The following is a 15755-nucleotide window of genomic DNA, read 5'->3' as shown; positions in this document are numbered from 1 at the left end:
CGGCCCAACCGGCCCAACCGGCCCAACCGGCCCAACCGGCCCAACCGGCCCAACCGGCCCAACCGGCCCAACCGGCCCAACCGGCCCAACCGGCCCAACCGGCCCAACCGGCCCAACCGGCCCAACCGGCCCAACCAGCCCAACCAGCCCAACCAGCCAAATTAGCCCAACCGGACCAATCAACACGACCGGACCAAGCAGCCGACCCAGACCAGCCAGCCCATTGGTCGCTCCCAGCGCGCCCATTCGCAGAAGCCCCAGCCACCCTCTCAACAAGCACACCAGAGGGCGCGCACCGGACCGGGGGCCGGCGCTGCCGACCTTCGAACGAAGCGCTTTATCCCCGCAATGTCAGGACTAAGGGTGATCTAAGCGCGCCACCCACAAGAGCGCCGGCCCAAGGGGCCGGTCCGGCGCGCGCCCGGCACCTTCGGTGCTATTCGGGCGCAAGAAGGGGTGGGTGGTGGATGTGGTGACAAGGGGTTTCGGGGCGAGGGGTTGGACCGTTATCAAGGCTGTCCTGCGACAGCTCTCTTGCGACAGGCCGGAGGTTTGGCCGACAGCGTCCCGAGAAAAAAATCGGAAACCCGGCAGCTCCCGCCAACCGGTCCGGTGGAGATCCGGCCAGCCGGTCCGTCGGCGACCCAGCCAACTACCAATGCCGAGCGCAAAACCGCCCGACTTCAACCGTCCACAGACTGCCGCCGCGCCGCGCCCACAGCCCCCAGGCGCGCCACGCCCCGCGCGCAACAGCCCCCCTCAAAACAACCGAAACGCCCGCAGCACCAGCCACACCGCGAGGCCGAGCCCCAGGCAGGCCAGCGTCAGCACCCCGAAGGCGGCGGGGGTGCCGACCCCGGGCATGCCCGCGACGTTCACCCCGAACAGCCCGGTCAAAAACCCCATCGGCAGGAAGATCGCCGCCACGATGGACAGCGCGTAGGAGTTCTTCGCCAGCCGCATGTTGCGCGCCTGGTCGAGGTGATCCGAGAGCGCCTCGAGCCGGTCGCGGGTGCTCTGCACTTCCTCCACGGCGCGGCGCGCGCGGTCGGCGATCTCGTCGAGATCCTCGCGCGCCTCGGCGCCGATCAGGCCCATGTCGGCATGGGTCAGCCGCGCCAGCGCATCGGCCTGCGGACCCAGGAAGCGGCCAAGCCGGATCACCGTCCGGCGCAGCTCGGGGATCACCCGGGCCTCGGGGTTGCGGTCGTCGAGGAACAACAGGTCCTCGAGCGCATCGACCCGGCTCTCCAGCGCCACGCCATGGGTCTCGATGCGCTGGGTGAAGTTCTCCGCAAGCGCGGTCAGGAACATGTCGGGGCTCGCGGGCAGATGCCCGGCGAGGCCGCGCTTGCGCAGATCGTCGGCGGCAAAGACCTTGCGGCGCCGCACCGTCACCACGAGCCGCGGCGCGGCCCAGATCCGCAGCGCCACCATGTCGTCGCGGTCCTCGCCCTGGTTTAGGTTCAACCCGCGCAGAATGGCGATCACCCCGCCGTCATGGGAGAGCGCCCGGGGCCGGGTCTCGGGCAGGAGCAGCGCCTCGGCGGCGCGCTCGGGCAGGGTGGCGAAAAGCCAGTCCTCGAGCCCGGGCTCGGAAAGATCGGTGTGCACCCAGCGGTAGCCCTCGGCGGGCAGCGGCTCGGCGGGGTCGATCGCACGGGCCGTGCCGTCCGGGGCGATGTCGAAGGCGCAGATCGGCGTCATGGCGGGCCTCGCTCGGCGGTGGGGCAGTGGCCTGAGCCCGCAAGCCGGGCTCAGGTGCCGCAGAATGTGGCCGGGACGACCTCCTCGGGCAAGGGCGTGCGGGCGAGGTCCGCCGCCTCGGGCTGATCGGTGAAGGGCTGCGAGAGCACCGCGTTCAGCCGGTGGAAGGGCGCGTCATCGCCTGCCACGGCCGCCTGGATCATCTCCTCGATCCGGTGATTGCGGGGGATGAAGGCGGGGTTGGCCCCGGCCATGAGCGCCTCGGCGCGGGGCTGATCGGCGATCCGCTTGCGCCACTTCGCGGCCCAGGCGTCGAAGGCCGCGCGGTCGGTGAACTGGTCGCGCGTGCTGCCGTCGAGGAGCCCCCGGAAGGTATTGGTGAAATCCGCGCCCTCGGCCTGCATGAGGCTCAGAAGCTCGCCGATCAGCGCGCCGTCCTCGGGCGTCGGCGCGTCGAGGCCGATCTTGGCGCCGAAGCGGGCCAGCCAGTCGGCGCGGATGCGCTCGGGCATGGCATGCACCTGCTCGGTGAAGCGGGTCACCGCCGCCTCCTGGTCGGGGCAGAGCGGCACCAGCGCGGTGGCGAGCTGGGCCATGTTCCAGACGATGATGTCGGCCTGGTTGGAATAGGCGTAACGCCCCATCCGGTCGATCGAGGAATAGACCCGGTCGGGGTGATAGGCATCCATGAAGGCGCAGGGCCCGTAGTCGATGGTCTCGCCCGAGAGCGTGCAATTGTCGGTGTTCATTACCCCGTGGATGAAGCCGAGGCTCATCCATTGCGCGATCAGCGCCGATTGCCGGGCGATCACCCGGTCGAGGAACTCATGCGGATCGGCGGCGCCGGGGTAATGCCGCGCCAAGGTGTAGCGGTAAAGCGCCTCGAGCGCCGCGCCGTCGCGGCGGGCGGCGAAAACCTGGAAGGTGCCGACGCGGATATGGCTTTCGGCCACCCGGGTCAGAATCGCGCCGGGCAGGGCGGTCTCGCGGTAGATCTCCTCGCCGGTGCGCACCGCGGCCAGCGCCCGGGTCGTCGGCACGCCAAGCGCGTGCATCGCCTCGGAGACCACGTATTCGCGCAGCACCGGCCCGAGCCAGGCGCGGCCGTCGCCCATGCGGGAATAGGGCGTCCGGCCCGAGCCCTTGAGCTGGATGTCGCGCCGCTTGCCCTCGCGGTCGACCACCTCGCCCAGCAGCAGCGCGCGGCCGTCGCCGAGCTGCGGGTTGAAGGTGCCGAACTGGTGGCCGGCGTAAAGCTGCGCCAGCGGGTCGGCGCCCGGCAGCGCGGCATTGCCCGAGAAGATCTCGGCGACCTCCTCGGGGGCGATGGCGCCGCCGATGCCCAGCTCCTCGGCCAGGGGGCGGTTGAAGGCCAGAAGCGAGGGCGCGGCCACCGGCGTGGCGGCAAGCTTGCTGTAGAAGCCCTCGGGCAGGCGGGCATAGGTGTTGTCAAAGGGGATCGTGAGGCTCATGGGAGGGATATATGAGCCGTGCCGCCCGGGTGCAAAGGTGGGCGGCGGCGGAAGCCGCCCTAGGGTCTGTCGTTCAACGTAAACGTGCAGGAGGCCCCTCATGGCAGCCAAGGAAGACCGCGCCGGCGCGGCGATCAAGGATCGCCCGGAATACAAGAGCAAGGGCAGGCCGCTCACCATGACCGAGGGCGAGACGGTCCTGTCGGCGGTGCGCGCCATGAACGAGAAGAACTACGGCTCGGTGGTCATCGTGGATGGCGACAACCGGGTGACCGGCGTGGTCACCGAACGCGACGTCATGCGCAAGATCGTCGGCGAGGAGCGCAACCCCGGCGAGGTCAAGCTGGCCGAGGTGATGACCCGCGAGCCGCGCGTCGCCCGCGAGGACGACGACCTGCTCGACTGGCTGCGGATCATGTCGAACGAACGCTTCCGCCGCCTGCCGGTGGTCGACGCCGAGGGGCGGATCAAGATGGTCTTCACCCAGGGCGACTTCGTCAGCTACACCTGGCCGGACCTGATCTACCAGGCGACCTCGCTCGCCAAGGCCAGCGTGACGCGCAGCTTCCCGATCTGGATGATCGGCGGCGGCATCATGCTCTATTCGATCCTGATGGTGATCGTGGTGGCCTCGATTTCCTAAGGCCCTTTGCGGGGCGCCTCGCGCCCTAGCGCAGCACCCGCGACATGAACATGTAGCGGTCGCGCGGCTTGAAGCGCGACCGCGCGTAGAAGCGCTGGGCGTCCTCGTCGGTGTGGTCCACCTCGAGGTGCAGCGCCCGGACGCCGGCCTCGCGGAGCGCCTTGGCGATCTCGTTCAGCGCCTCGCTGCCCATGCCGCGCCGACGCACGGCGGGGCGGATGTAGACCTCGTCCACGATCGCATCGAGCCCGCCGTACTCCACCGACCAGCCGAAGGTGATCACGATGTAGCCCACCGGCGCCTTGCGCGGGCCGACCAGCCAGATCGCCCCGTGCGGCGAGCCCTCGAGCAGCGGCGCGATGGCGTCCGCCTGATGCGCCGGATCGGTCTCGTAGCCCTGTTCGTGGTGGAAGGCGGCGACCAGCGGCAGAAGCTTTTCCGCGTCGTCCGGCCCGGCGAGGTGCAGCGATTTCATGTCAGCCTTTCGCGAGAGGTGCTGCCGTCCCCTAGGGCATAAGGCCCTCGGAAGAAAGGGGCGCGGGGCGGGGATCGGCGGAGCTTCGCCCCTAGCGGGGAAAGAGGTCCTCGGGCGGGGCCATCCCGGGCAGGGCCGCCATGCGCGCGATCCAGCCCGCCATGGCGGGCGAGGGGGACTGGCCCGCCTTCTCGACCCATTGGACATAGCCCCAGACCGCGCAATCGGCGATGCCGGGGGTCTCGCCGTGGAAAAACGGCCCGGCGCCGAGCATCAGCTCGAAGCGCACGCGGTCGGTGGCATAGCGCCCCTCGAGCCAGTCGAGCGCGCCGGGCGGGAAATGATCGCCGCCGGGCCGCCGCGCCTCGATGAGCTGGGGCAGGCACATGCCGATGCGGTTGGCCTCCCAGAACAGGACCTCGCGGGCGCGGCGCATCATATCCGGGTCGGTGCCGCCGAGGACGCCGAAGCGGCTGGCGATCTCCAGCAGGATCGCGCCCGACTGCACATGCGGCGCGCCGTCGATCATCAGGCAGGGCACCTCACCCGCGGGGCTCGCGGCCAGGAACGCCTCCGGGCGGGTCTCGCGCGGCTCCCAGATCTCGATCCGGCGGGTCTCATGCTCGAGACCCGCGAGCCGCAGCGCCAGCGCCACCTTGCAGGCATGGCCCGAGTCCGGGTGACCATAGAGAAGAAGCCCGCTCACAGCCGGCCCAGCCGGTCGGTGAGAAGGTCGAAGAACCCCTCGGCGTCGATCTCGCGCATGAAGGTGGCATTGGCGGGCCTGTCGGTCACCCGCCACCAGTCGGCGACGGTCATGCCCATGCAGAGCTCCGACGTGGTCTCGATCTCGACGTTGATGTGCCGCCCCGAGAAGAGCTCGGGCCGGATCAGATAGGCGGTCACGCAGGGGTCGTGCAGCGGCGCGCCCTCGGAGCCGTATTTCTCGCGGTCGAAGCGTTCGAAGAAGTCGGTCATCTCGGCCACGGCAATGCCGACCGGCGTGCCGAGCGCGCGGAAGGCGTCGTTGCGAGGCTTGGTCACCAGCGCCTTGTGGGTCACGTCGAGCGGCATGACGGTGATCGGCGCGCCCGCGGCGAAGACCTCGGCGGCGGCCTCGGGGTCGACGTAGATGTTGAACTCGGCGGTGGGGGTGATGTTGCCGACCTCGAAATAGGCCCCACCCATGAGCACGATCTCGGCGATGCGCGGGGCGATGTCGGGGGCGCGGCGCAGCGCGGTGGCGATATTGGTCAGCGGGCCGAGCGGGCAGAGGGTGACGGTGCCCGGGGGCTCGGCGCGCAGCGACTCGATGATGAAATCCACCGCGTGCCGGTCCTCCAGCGCCATGCTCGGCTCGGGCAGCTCGGGGCCGTCGAGGCCGGTCTTGCCGTGGACGTGCTCGGCGGTGACCAGATCGCGCCCGAGCGGGCGGTCGCAGCCCGAGAAGACCCGCACATCGGGCCGGCCGGCCAGCTCGCAGACCACGCGGGCGTTCTTGGCGGTCAGCTCCAGCGGCACGTTGCCGGCGACGGCGGTCACGCCCAGCACCTCGATCTCCTCGGGCGAGGCGAGCGCCAGAAGGATCGCCACGGCGTCGTCCTGGCCGGGATCGGTGTCGATGATGATCTTGCGGGGGGTCATGGGCGTCCTCTGCACTTGCGCCGGAAAAGTCGTGGCACTTCGCGCCGGGGCGCGCAAGCGCCGGGGGGCGGGGCCGGGACGTGGCAGGACGGCGCCGGGCAGGGCGGCTGTGACCGGCTTGCACGGGCGCGGGGCCGGGCTGTCACAAACGGGTTAGACTTCCGCGCGCGCATCGGCTAACCGGAGGCCACGGCGCTCGTTAGCGCTAACGATTTTGTCCATCCGGCCCGCCTGCCATTGCGGAAGGCGCGGCACTTTGGGCAGGAAGGACACGACACAGGACGAATCGGAGCTTCGATCATGGTTTCCCGCGTCATTCCGGTCGATCCCTTCGACCTCGTGATTTTCGGCGGCACCGGCGACCTCGCCCGCCGCAAGATCCTGCCGGGCCTGTTCCGCCGCTACTGCGCCGGACAGATGCCCCCCGATGCCAAGATCATCGGCGCGGCCCGCTCCGAGATGTCCTCGGAGGACTACCGCGAGATGGTCCGCGGCGCGGTCGAGGAGTTCGGCTCCGCCCCGCATGAGCCCGGGCAGCTTTCCAGTTTCCTCGAACGGATCGAATACGAGGCGGTCGACGCCATGGGCGACGGCGGCTGGCAGGAGCTGAAGTCGCATCTGCGCGACGACACGGTGCGCGCCTTCTACTTCTCGGTCGGGCCCTCGCTCTTCGGCAATATCGCCGAACGGCTGCGCGACAAGGGGCTGGCCGACGGCGAAAGCCGGATCGTCGTGGAAAAGCCCTTCGGCCATGACCTGGCCTCGGCCAAGGCGCTGAACGCCACGCTGGCGCAGCATTTCGACGAAACGCAGATCTACCGGATCGACCATTACCTCGGGAAGGAGACGGTGCAGAACCTCATGGCCGTGCGCTTCGGCAACATGCTGTTCGAGCCGCTCTGGAACTCGCAGTTCGTCGACCACATCCAGATCACCGTCTCCGAGACCGTCGGCGTCGGCGGGCGCGGGGCCTATTACGACAAGTCGGGCGCCATGCGGGACATGGTGCAGAACCACCTGATGCAGCTTCTGTGCCTGATCGCCATGGAGCCGCCGGCGAAATTCGACCCCGACGCGGTCCGCGACGAGAAGCTCAAGGTGATCCGCGCGCTCGACCCGGTGGAGCCGCATCACATCGTTCGCGGCCAATACGCCGAGGGCGGCGGCGAGGCGAGCTACCGCGAGCACGTCGAGGACGACAAGTCCCGCACCGAGAGCTTCATCGCCATGCGGGTCAACGTCTCGAACTGGCGCTGGGCGGGCACGCCCTTCTACCTGCGCACCGGCAAGCGGCTGCGGGCCCGCGCCTCCGAGATCGCGGTGGTCTTCAAGGATGCGCCGCATTCGATCTTCGGCGAAGAGGCCGGGCGGCACCGCAACGTGCTGTCGATCCGGCTGCAGCCGAACGAGGGCATGACGCTGGACGTCACCATCAAGGAGCCGGGCCCCGGGGGCATGCGGCTGGTGGACGTGCCGCTCGACATGACCTTCGCCGATGCGCTGGGCCCCGACGGCGAGGCCGTGCCCGACGCCTACGAGCGGCTGGTGATGGACGTGATCCGCGGCAACCAGACGCTCTTCATGCGGGGCGACGAGGTCGAGGCCGCCTGGGCCTGGACCGATCCGATCATCGAGGGATGGCGGTCGCGCAACGAGGTGCCGAAGCCCTACGACCCGGGCGGCTCGGGCCCCGAGGACGCGCTGATGCTCCTGCATCGCGACGGCCGCCGCTGGAGGGAGATCAAGCCATGACCTACCGCCTGGAAGAATACGCCGACCGCGAGATGCTCGCGATCAACCTCGCCAACAAGCTCGCCGGAGAGCTGCGCGGCGCCCTGGCCCGGGCCGAGCGGGTGGCCTTCGCGGTGCCCGGCGGCACCACGCCGGGGCCGGTCTTCGACGACCTCTGCTCGGTCGATCTGGACTGGGACCGCGTCGACGTCATGCTGACCGACGAACGCTGGGTGCCCGAGGAGAGCGAACGCTCCAACACCCGGCTCCTGCGCCAGCGGCTCCTGGTCGAGAAGGCCGCCGCGGCGCGGCTCCTGCCGATGTATATGCCCTGCCAGACCCCCGAGGACCGGCTCGACGAGATCGCCCAGATCATCGCGCCCGAGCTGCCGCTCTCGGTGGTGCTGCTGGGCATGGGCTCGGACATGCACACCGCCTCGCTCTTTCCCGGCGCCGACCGGCTGGAGCAGGCGCTCGACCGGCGCGCGCCGATCCTCATGCCGATGCGCGCCGCCGGCGCGCCCGAGCCGCGGGTGACGCTGACCGCGCCGGTGCTGAACGGCGCGCTCTCGAAGCACGTCCTGATCACCGGCCCCGAGAAGCGCGAGGCGCTCGAGAAGGCCCGGGGCAAGTCCCACGCGGAAGCCCCGATCAATGCCGTGCTCGACGGCGCCACGGTTCACTGGGCGGAGTAAAGACATGTTCGACGCGCTGAAGTCCCTTGCCAGCCAGATCGGCGACCGCCGCATCGAGGCGCTTTTCGACGAGAATGCCAACCGCGGGCCGGAGTTCAGCCTGAAGGCGGCCGGGCTGTTCTTCGACTACTCCAAGACCCAGCTCGACGAGCAGATCCGCGCCGCACTGCTGACCCTGGCGCGGGAACGCGGGCTCGAGGCGCGCCGCGAGGCGATGTTCACCGGCCATCCGATCAACGAGACCGAGGGCCGGGCGGTCCTGCACACCGCGCTGCGCAACCTCGACGGCGGGCCGGTGCATGTGGCGGGCGAAGACGTCATGCCCGAGGTCCGCGAGACGCTGTCGCGGATGGAGGGCCTCGCCGCCGAGATCCGCGCCTCGGATGTGACCGATGTGGTCAACATCGGCATCGGCGGCTCGGACCTCGGCCCGGCCATGGCCTACAAGGCGCTCGGGCCCTATTGCGACGGGCCGCGCTGTCATTTCGTCTCGAATGTCGACGGCGCCGACATCGCCGACACTCTGCGCGGGCTCGACCCCGAGACGACGCTCTTCATCGTCGCCTCCAAGACCTTCACCACCATCGAGACCATGACCAACGCGCGCACCGCGCGGGCCTGGCTGATGGACCGCGAGGTCAGCCCCGAGGGCCGCTTCGTGGCGCTCTCCTCGAACCAGGAGAAGGCCGCCGAATGGGGCATCCCGCCCGAGCGCACCTTCGGCTTCGCCGATTGGGTCGGCGGGCGCTACTCCATGTGGGGGCCGATCGGCCTGTCCTTGATGATCGCCATGGGCGGCGCGGCCTTCCGCGCCTTCCTGCGCGGCGGCCAGGAGGTCGACCGCCATTTCGAGGCCGCCGAGCTGCACGAGAACCTGCCGGTGCTGCTGGCGCTGGTCGGCATCTGGCACAATCAGGTGCTGGGCCATGCCACCCGCGCGGTCCTGCCCTACGACGACCGGCTGGCGCGGCTGCCGGCCTATTTCCAGCAGCTCGAGATGGAGAGCAACGGCAAGCGCGTCGCCATGGACGGCAGCGATCTGCCCTATGACAGCGGCCCGGTGGTCTGGGGCGAGCCCGGCACCAATGGCCAGCACGCCTTCTACCAGCTCATCCACCAGGGCACCCGGGTCATCCCTTGCGAGTTCCTCCTGGCCGCGCGCGGCCACGAGCAGGACCTGCGCCACCACCACGACCTGCTGATCGCCAACTGCCTGGCGCAGTCCGAGGCGCTGATGCGCGGGCGCGACCTCGAGGAGGCGCGCGGCAAGGTCGCGGGCCAGTTCGAGGGCACCGAGCTCGAGCGCCAGGCGCGCCACCGGGTCTTCCCGGGCAACCGCCCCTCGGTCACCCTGGTCTACCCGCAGCTCACCCCCGAGGTGCTGGGCAAGATCGTGGCGCTCTACGAGCACCGGGTCTTCGTCGAGGGGGTGATCCTCGGCATCAACTCCTTCGACCAATGGGGCGTGGAGCTGGGCAAGGAACTGGCGAATTCGCTGGGCCCCGTGGTCACCGGAGAGGCCGACGCCAGCGGCAAGGACGGCTCGACCCGGCAGCTGGTGGACTTCGTGCACCTCTATCGCGACGGCGACTAAGCCTTTGGCCTGATGCGCTAATCCGGGCGGCCCCTGCAATGCATGAGGCCGCCCTGGGTTCCGAAAATTTTGTGACTTTTATTTACGCCTAATTCGGAACGCAGCCGATCTGTCCCGTGTTCTCGGACCAGTTGCATGAGAGACAGAAAGGAGCTTTCCGAATGACTCGCATTATGACCTCCGCACTCGCCCTGACCCTGGCCACCGGCACCGCATTTGCCGACAGCCACACCGCCGGCCAGGACATGGAGAACGCCGCAGAGCAGACCGGCGACGCGATCAAGAAGAGCGCCGAGGCGACCGAGAACGCCGCCGAAAACGCGGCCCAGACCGCCGAGAACGCCGGCGAGGAGATGGCGAACGAGGTCAAAGAGGCCGCCGGCATCGCCGAGGACGCCGAGCTCATCCGCACCCGCGACATCACCGACGGCCCGGTCTATTCGGTCAACGCCGAGGACGGCATCGAGAACATCGGCGCAGAGACCTATGACTCGGTCTCCGACGACTGGGACCAGATCGGCTCCATCGAGGACGTGGTCCTCACCCGCGAGGGCGAATTCCGCGGTGTCGTGATCGAGATCGGCGGCTTCCTCGACCTGGGCGACAAGCACGTCTTCATGTCCACCGACGACGTGCAGCTGGTGCCCGTGGATGACGTGAACTACGCGCTGGCCGTGGGTCAGAGCGAAGAGCAGCTCGAAGAGATGGAAGGCGTCGACGAGACCTTCTGGCAGTAATCCTGCGCTCTCGAGATGACGGAAAGGCCGGGCGGTTTGCCCGGCCTTTTTTGTGTGGGGGATAGCGCCTCGGTCTTTATTCGGCGGGTGATCTGTGCGCGGCGGGCTCAGGGCTCCGACGCTCCAGGAAATTGGGGCGCGGCTTTAGGTGCCAAGCGCAGCCCTCCCGGACTTCCCCGCGCCCCGGCGGCTCACCCCTCGTCGGGAATGTCGAACCCCGGCGCGGCCAGCTCGAAGCCCGAGAAGCGGAACCCCGGCGAGACCGTGCAGCCCACGAGCGTCCAGTCGCCGGTGGTCTCGGCCGATTGCCAGGCGCCCTCGGGGATGACGATCTGGGGGCTCTCGCCGGCCAGCAGGTCCGGTCCCAGCACCAGCCGCTCGGCCGGGCCCTCGGCGCTCTCCGCCTGGCGCAGGATCAGCGGCGCGCCGGCGTAGAAATGCCAGATCTCCGCGGCATCGACCCGGTGCCAATGGCTGCGCTCGCCCGCCGCCAGGAGGAAATAGATCGCCGTGCCCGAGGCCCGCTCGGCCCCCGGCCCGATCCAGGTCTCGCGGTAATGCCCGCCCTCGGGATGGGGCGAGAGACCCAGGTGGGCGATGATCCCGTCGGCTGTCATGGCGGTCCTTTCCGGTGGGGCGGCGGTGAGGGTTATCTGGCGGGAACCCTGCAAGATCGCGCGGGGCAAGGGAAGGCCGGAGCGGGGATCGGTGGGCAGGGGACGCCCAGGCGGGCAGGGGGCGCTCAGGGGGGGATCGCACCGGTTAGAGGGACGCACACCGCCAATCATGGCGGGAAAGTAATGCGCTCCGTCTATCGTGTGGGATGCGGAAAGCGCGTCGCCAGACGCGGCCGGTGGGACACGCCCGCCGCTGGTGCCTCTCCGCGGGCAACACGCGGAACAGAGGGCGCGCGCTGGACCGGGGGCCGGCGCTGCCGACTTCTGAGCGGAGCGCTTAATGGCAGCAAGGTCAGGACTAAAGACGAGCTAAGCACGCCACCCACAAGAGCGCCGGCCCATCGGGCCGGTCCGGCGCGCGCCCGGCATCTTCGATGCTATTCGGGCGCAAGAAGGGCGCGGCGCCGTAAAAAGCCCCTCCGCGCGGTGCCCTTGCGCGCCCTTAACGCCCCGAGGGCCAGTCTCCCGCCCATCCCTCATCGCCCAGGAGACCCCCGCCATGTCGCAGACCCATCCCCGGATCGACCGCATCGCCCGGGCCATCGTCGCCCGCGAGGGCGGCTACGTGAACGACCCCGACGACCCCGGCGGGGCGACCAAGCACGGGGTCACGCTGACGACCCTGCGGCGTCTGGGCCGTGACCTCGACGGGGACGGCACGGTCACGCTCTCCGACCTCCGCCGCCTCACGCCCGAGCAGGCCCGCGACCTTTTCCTGCAGCATTACTACCGCGCGCCGGGCATCGACGGGCTGCCAGAGACCCTCCAGCCCAGCGTCTTCGACATGCAGGTCAACGCAGGGACCCAGGCGGTGAAGATCCTCCAGCACCTCCTGGGCGAGATGGGCTGGCGCCTTGCCATCGACGGGATCATCGGCCCGGCCACCCGGCGCGCCGCCGCGGAGGCCGCCGCCCAGGCCCCCGCGCATCTCTCCGATTCCTATGGGATCGCCCGGCGGAACTACTATTTCGCCCTGGCCGACCGCCGCCCGGCCTCGCGCAAATACGTCCGCACCCGCGCTGGCGGCAAGGGCGGCTGGATCACCCGGGCCGAGGAGTTCATCGCCCCGCGCTACCACCTGAGCGCGCGGGCCTTCGAGCGGAGGGTCGCGGCATGGGGCTGATGGAGCTGATCTTCGGCTCGGGGCGCAACGTCCTGGCCGAGACCGCGCAGGTCTTCCGCGCCAGCGCCGAGAACGAGGCCGCCCGCGCCCAGGCGCTGCAGGAGGCCGCCCTGGCGCAATTCGCCGCCGAGGTGGCGCGGCCCCGCAAAGGCTGGTTCGACCGGCTGATCGACGGGCTGAACCGGCTGCCGCGCCCGGCCATGGCGCTGGGGACCATCGGGCTTTTCGTGGCGGCGCTGATCGATCCGGCCTGGTTCGGCACGCGGATGGCCGGGGTGGCGCTGGTGCCGGAGCCGCTCTGGTGGCTGCTGGGCGCGGTGGTCAGCTTCTATTTCGGCGCGCGCCACCAGGCCAAGGGGCAGGACTTCCAGCGCGAGCTGGCCGCCGGGATCACCGCGCTGCCCGACATGCTGGCGCGTCTGCGCGCGCTCGAGGGGCCGGGGGCACCGGGGGAGGACCGGGGGCAGGGCGCGGACGTCGAAGCCCAAGCCTCCACGCGGCGCGCCCGTGAAGGCACGCGCGCCACCTCCGCCTGGACCCCGGCCAGACCCGAGGGCACCCCGGCACCCACCGCGACAAGCCGTGCGAAACCAACCGACCCCACAGACACACGCCCCCAACCCGGCCCCCCGGCGCAGCCCTCCAACACCGACACCTCCACCGCCGAGCCGAACGCCGCGCTGGCCGCCTGGCGCGCCTCTCGCGGCCAATAACAAGCGCGACAAGTTGATCCGGGGCGGGCCTGTTCCCATTGGCCCGCCCCGCGTTTCGTGCCAGATATTCGGGCATGATCACAGAGTTCGGCCACTTCGCCCTCATCCTCGCCTTCCTGGTCGCCGTGGTGCAGACCGTCGTGCCGCTGGTCGGCGCGCACAAACGCTGGTCGGGCTGGATGGCCGTCGGCGAACCGGCGGCGACCACGCAGTTCCTGCTCGTGGGCTTTTCCTTCGCCGCCCTGGTCCATGCCTTCGTGACCTCGGACTTCTCGCTCGACCTGGTGGTCAACAACTCCCATTCGGCGAAACCGATGATCTACAAGATCTCGGGCACCTGGGGGAACCACGAAGGCTCGATGCTGCTTTGGGTGCTGATCCTGGCGCTCTTCGGGGCCATGGCGGCCTGGTTCGGGGGCAATCTGCCCGAGACGCTGAAGGCCCGCGTCCTGGCGGTGCAGGCCTCGGTGGGCGTGGCCTTCTACGCCTTCATCCTCTGGACCTCGAACCCCTTCACCCGGCAGGCGGTGCCGCCCTTCGACGGGCAGGACCTGAACCCGCTTCTGCAGGACCCCGGGCTGGCGCTGCATCCGCCGTTTCTCTACCTGGGCTATGTCGGCCTCTCGATCTGCTTCTCCTTCGCGGTCGCCGCGCTGATCGAGGGCCGGGTCGATGCCGCCTGGGGCCGCTGGGTGCGGCCCTGGACGCTGGCGGCCTGGATCTTCCTGACCATCGGCATCGGGCTCGGCTCCTGGTGGGCCTATTACGAGCTTGGCTGGGGCGGATTCTGGTTCTGGGACCCGGTGGAGAACGCCTCCTTCATGCCCTGGCTCTTCGCCGCGGCGCTCCTGCATTCGGCCATCGTGGTCGAGAAGCGCGAGGCGCTGAAGGCCTGGACGATCCTCCTCGCGATCCTGGCCTTCGGCTTCTCGCTGATCGGCACCTTCATCGTTCGCTCGGGCGTGCTGACCAGCGTGCATGCCTTCGCCAGCGACCCCGAGCGCGGGGTCTTCATCCTGATGATCCTGGTGGCCTTCACCGGCGGCGCGCTGACGCTTTTCGCGGCCCGCGCGGGCTCCATGCAGGCCAAGGGCGTCTTCGGCGTGGTCAGCCGCGAGAGCGCGCTGGTGGCCAACAACATCCTGCTGGCGGTCTCCTCCTTCGTGGTCTTCGTGGGCACGATCTGGCCGCTGGTGGCCGAGATGGCCTTCGACCGGAAGCTCTCGGTCGGGCCGCCCTTCTTCAACGCGGCCTTCACGCCCTTCATGGTGGCCCTGGGGCTGATCCTGCCCTTCGGGGCGATGATCTCCTGGAAGCGCGGCAAGACCTCGCGGCTCGTGAAGAGCCTCGTGCCGGTTTTCGTGCTGGCGCTGGCGCTGGCGGCGCTGGCCTGGGCGATGCAGAGCGGACGCTCGGCACTGGGGCCGGTGGGGCTCTTCCTCGGGGCTTGGATGGTCGGGGGCGCGCTGGTCGACCTCTGGTCGCGCACCGGGCAGAGCCGCGACCTGTCGCGCCTGGCGCGGCTGCCGCGCGCGGACTGGGGCAAGTCGGTGGCCCATGGCGGCCTCGGCATCCTCTTCATCGGGGTCGCGGGGCTCATGGCCTGGGAGAAAGAGGACATCCGCGTCGTCCAGGTCGGCGAAAGCTTCGAGGTCGCGGGCTTCACCCTGACGCTCGACGACGTGCAGCGGGTGCGCGGGCCGAACTACACCTCGGTCATGGGCTTCGTGACCCTGGCGCGCGACGGCGCCGAGGTGGCCCAGCTGCGCCCGGAAAAACGCAACTACCCGGTGGCGCGCATGCCCACCACCGAGGCGGCGATCGACTACCGCGCGATGCGCGACGTCTACGTGGTGATCGGCGACCGGCAGGACGACGGCGGCTGGGTCATGCGGACCTACATCAAGCCGCTCGCGAACTGGATCTGGGCGGGCTGCCTGATCATGTCGCTGGGCGGCGCGCTGAGCCTCTCGGACCGCCGCTTCCGGGTGGCCGCCGGCGCGCGCAAGCCGCGCCCCGGCCAGGTGCCGGCGGAATGAGGGCGCTGCGGAGCCTCGCCCTGGCCTTGGCGCTGGCCGCGGCCCCGGGCCTGCCCGCGGGCGCGGTGCAGCCCGACGAGGTGCTGGAGGACCCCGCCCTCGAGGCCCGGGCGCGGCAGATCTCGGAGGGGCTGCGCTGCCTCGTCTGCCGCAACGAGTCGATCGACGAGAGCAACGCCTCGCTCGCCCGCGACCTGCGGCTCCTGGTGCGCGAGCGGCTGAGCGCGGGCGACAGCGACGAAGAAGTGGTCGACTACATCGTCGAGCGCTACGGCGAATACGTGCTTCTGAACCCGCAGGCCGACGGCTGGAACTGGCTGCTCTGGGGCGCCGGGCCGCTGATGCTGCTGATCGCGGGCGGGCTCGGCGCGGGCTACCTGCGCGGGCGCGCCAGGGCCCGGCCCGAGACCGAGGAGGGCCTCAGCCCCGAAGAGAAGCGCCGGCTCGACGACCTCCTCGGGCGGTGACGCCGCGTAGCGCTTTGCCTTTCGCCCGCGGGCCATGT

At 70.1% G+C, this 15755-nt stretch carries 14 protein-coding genes and 1 pseudogene; 9 read left to right on the top strand and 6 right to left on the bottom strand.

Annotation, left to right across the window (positions count from 1 at the left end):
• Positions 1 to 759 precede the first annotated feature (759 nt).
• Positions 760 to 1707: a CorA family divalent cation transporter gene (locus ACX938_RS14470; RefSeq protein WP_459431583.1), complete on the bottom strand. Its 948-nt coding sequence runs from the start codon at positions 1705 to 1707 to the stop codon at positions 760 to 762.
• Between the two features lie 50 nt (positions 1708 to 1757).
• Positions 1758 to 3179, bottom strand: a complete 1422-nt coding sequence (locus ACX938_RS14465) for a protein adenylyltransferase SelO (protein WP_459431582.1) — start codon at positions 3177 to 3179, stop codon at positions 1758 to 1760.
• A gap of 100 nt (positions 3180 to 3279) precedes the next feature.
• Between ACX938_RS14465 and ACX938_RS14460 the strand changes: the two genes are divergently transcribed.
• A complete protein-coding gene (locus ACX938_RS14460) occupies positions 3280 to 3822 on the top strand; it encodes a CBS domain-containing protein (protein ID WP_232754713.1) in 543 nt (180 codons plus the stop codon).
• A 25-nt stretch (positions 3823 to 3847) separates the two neighbouring features.
• Here the strand turns inward: ACX938_RS14460 and ACX938_RS14455 are convergent, their stop codons facing one another.
• The 3 genes from ACX938_RS14455 to ACX938_RS14445 all read right to left on the bottom strand — a co-directional run bounded on the left by ACX938_RS14455 (position 3848) and on the right by ACX938_RS14445 (position 5941).
• Positions 3848 to 4297: a GNAT family N-acetyltransferase gene (locus ACX938_RS14455; RefSeq protein WP_232754712.1), complete on the bottom strand. Its 450-nt coding sequence runs from the start codon at positions 4295 to 4297 to the stop codon at positions 3848 to 3850.
• A gap of 91 nt (positions 4298 to 4388) precedes the next feature.
• Positions 4389 to 5003: a glutathione S-transferase family protein gene (locus tag ACX938_RS14450; RefSeq protein ID WP_459431581.1), complete on the bottom strand. Its 615-nt coding sequence runs from the start codon at positions 5001 to 5003 to the stop codon at positions 4389 to 4391.
• The gene (locus ACX938_RS14445; RefSeq protein WP_459431580.1) at positions 5000 to 5941 is read right to left on the bottom strand and encodes a nucleoside hydrolase; all 942 of its coding nucleotides are present in this window, start codon (positions 5939 to 5941) and stop codon (positions 5000 to 5002) included. Before ACX938_RS14445 ends, ACX938_RS14450 begins: the two co-directional genes overlap by 4 nt.
• A gap of 300 nt (positions 5942 to 6241) precedes the next feature.
• Between ACX938_RS14445 and zwf the strand changes: the two genes are divergently transcribed.
• The 4 genes from zwf to ACX938_RS14425 all read left to right on the top strand — a co-directional run bounded on the left by zwf (position 6242) and on the right by ACX938_RS14425 (position 10698).
• Positions 6242 to 7693, top strand: a complete 1452-nt coding sequence (zwf, locus tag ACX938_RS14440) for a glucose-6-phosphate dehydrogenase (protein WP_232754709.1) — start codon at positions 6242 to 6244, stop codon at positions 7691 to 7693.
• Positions 7690 to 8367, top strand: coding sequence for a 6-phosphogluconolactonase (pgl, locus tag ACX938_RS14435; protein ID WP_232754708.1), 678 nt, complete (start codon positions 7690 to 7692; stop codon positions 8365 to 8367). Before zwf ends, pgl begins: the two co-directional genes overlap by 4 nt.
• Before the next feature lie 4 nt (positions 8368 to 8371).
• On the top strand, positions 8372 to 9961 hold the full coding sequence (pgi, locus tag ACX938_RS14430) for a glucose-6-phosphate isomerase (protein WP_459431579.1): 1590 nt from the start codon (positions 8372 to 8374) through the stop codon (positions 9959 to 9961).
• Between the two features lie 173 nt (positions 9962 to 10134).
• Positions 10135 to 10698: a PRC-barrel domain-containing protein gene (locus ACX938_RS14425; protein WP_232754706.1), complete on the top strand. Its 564-nt coding sequence runs from the start codon at positions 10135 to 10137 to the stop codon at positions 10696 to 10698.
• A gap of 191 nt (positions 10699 to 10889) precedes the next feature.
• Here the strand turns inward: ACX938_RS14425 and ACX938_RS14420 are convergent, their stop codons facing one another.
• Complete coding sequence (locus ACX938_RS14420) at positions 10890 to 11315, bottom strand: cupin domain-containing protein (protein ID WP_459431578.1); 426 nt, start codon at positions 11313 to 11315, stop codon at positions 10890 to 10892.
• Positions 11316 to 11874: 559 nt separating this feature from the next.
• Here ACX938_RS14420 and ACX938_RS14415 point away from each other — a divergent pair.
• The 4 genes and pseudogenes from ACX938_RS14415 (at position 11875) to ACX938_RS14400 (ending at position 15717) form a co-directional block, all read left to right on the top strand.
• Positions 11875 to 12498 (top strand): holin-associated N-acetylmuramidase, encoded by a 624-nt coding sequence (locus ACX938_RS14415; protein WP_459431577.1) that lies wholly within the window; start codon positions 11875 to 11877, stop codon positions 12496 to 12498.
• Positions 12489 to 12995, top strand: a pseudogene (locus ACX938_RS14410) (holin family protein); the annotation flags it as partial. The gene ACX938_RS14415 and the pseudogene ACX938_RS14410, both read left to right, overlap by 10 nt.
• A gap of 290 nt (positions 12996 to 13285) precedes the next feature.
• Positions 13286 to 15250, top strand: coding sequence for a heme lyase CcmF/NrfE family subunit (locus ACX938_RS14405; protein WP_459431576.1), 1965 nt, complete (start codon positions 13286 to 13288; stop codon positions 15248 to 15250).
• A complete protein-coding gene (locus ACX938_RS14400; protein WP_459431575.1) occupies positions 15247 to 15717 on the top strand; it encodes a cytochrome c-type biogenesis protein in 471 nt (156 codons plus the stop codon). The genes ACX938_RS14405 and ACX938_RS14400 overlap by 4 nt, the downstream gene beginning before the upstream one ends.
• Positions 15718 to 15755: the final 38 nt, after the last annotated feature.

Source organism: Roseivivax sp., from assembly GCF_054552075.1.
This window is presented reverse-complemented; position numbering and strand designations above follow the sequence as displayed.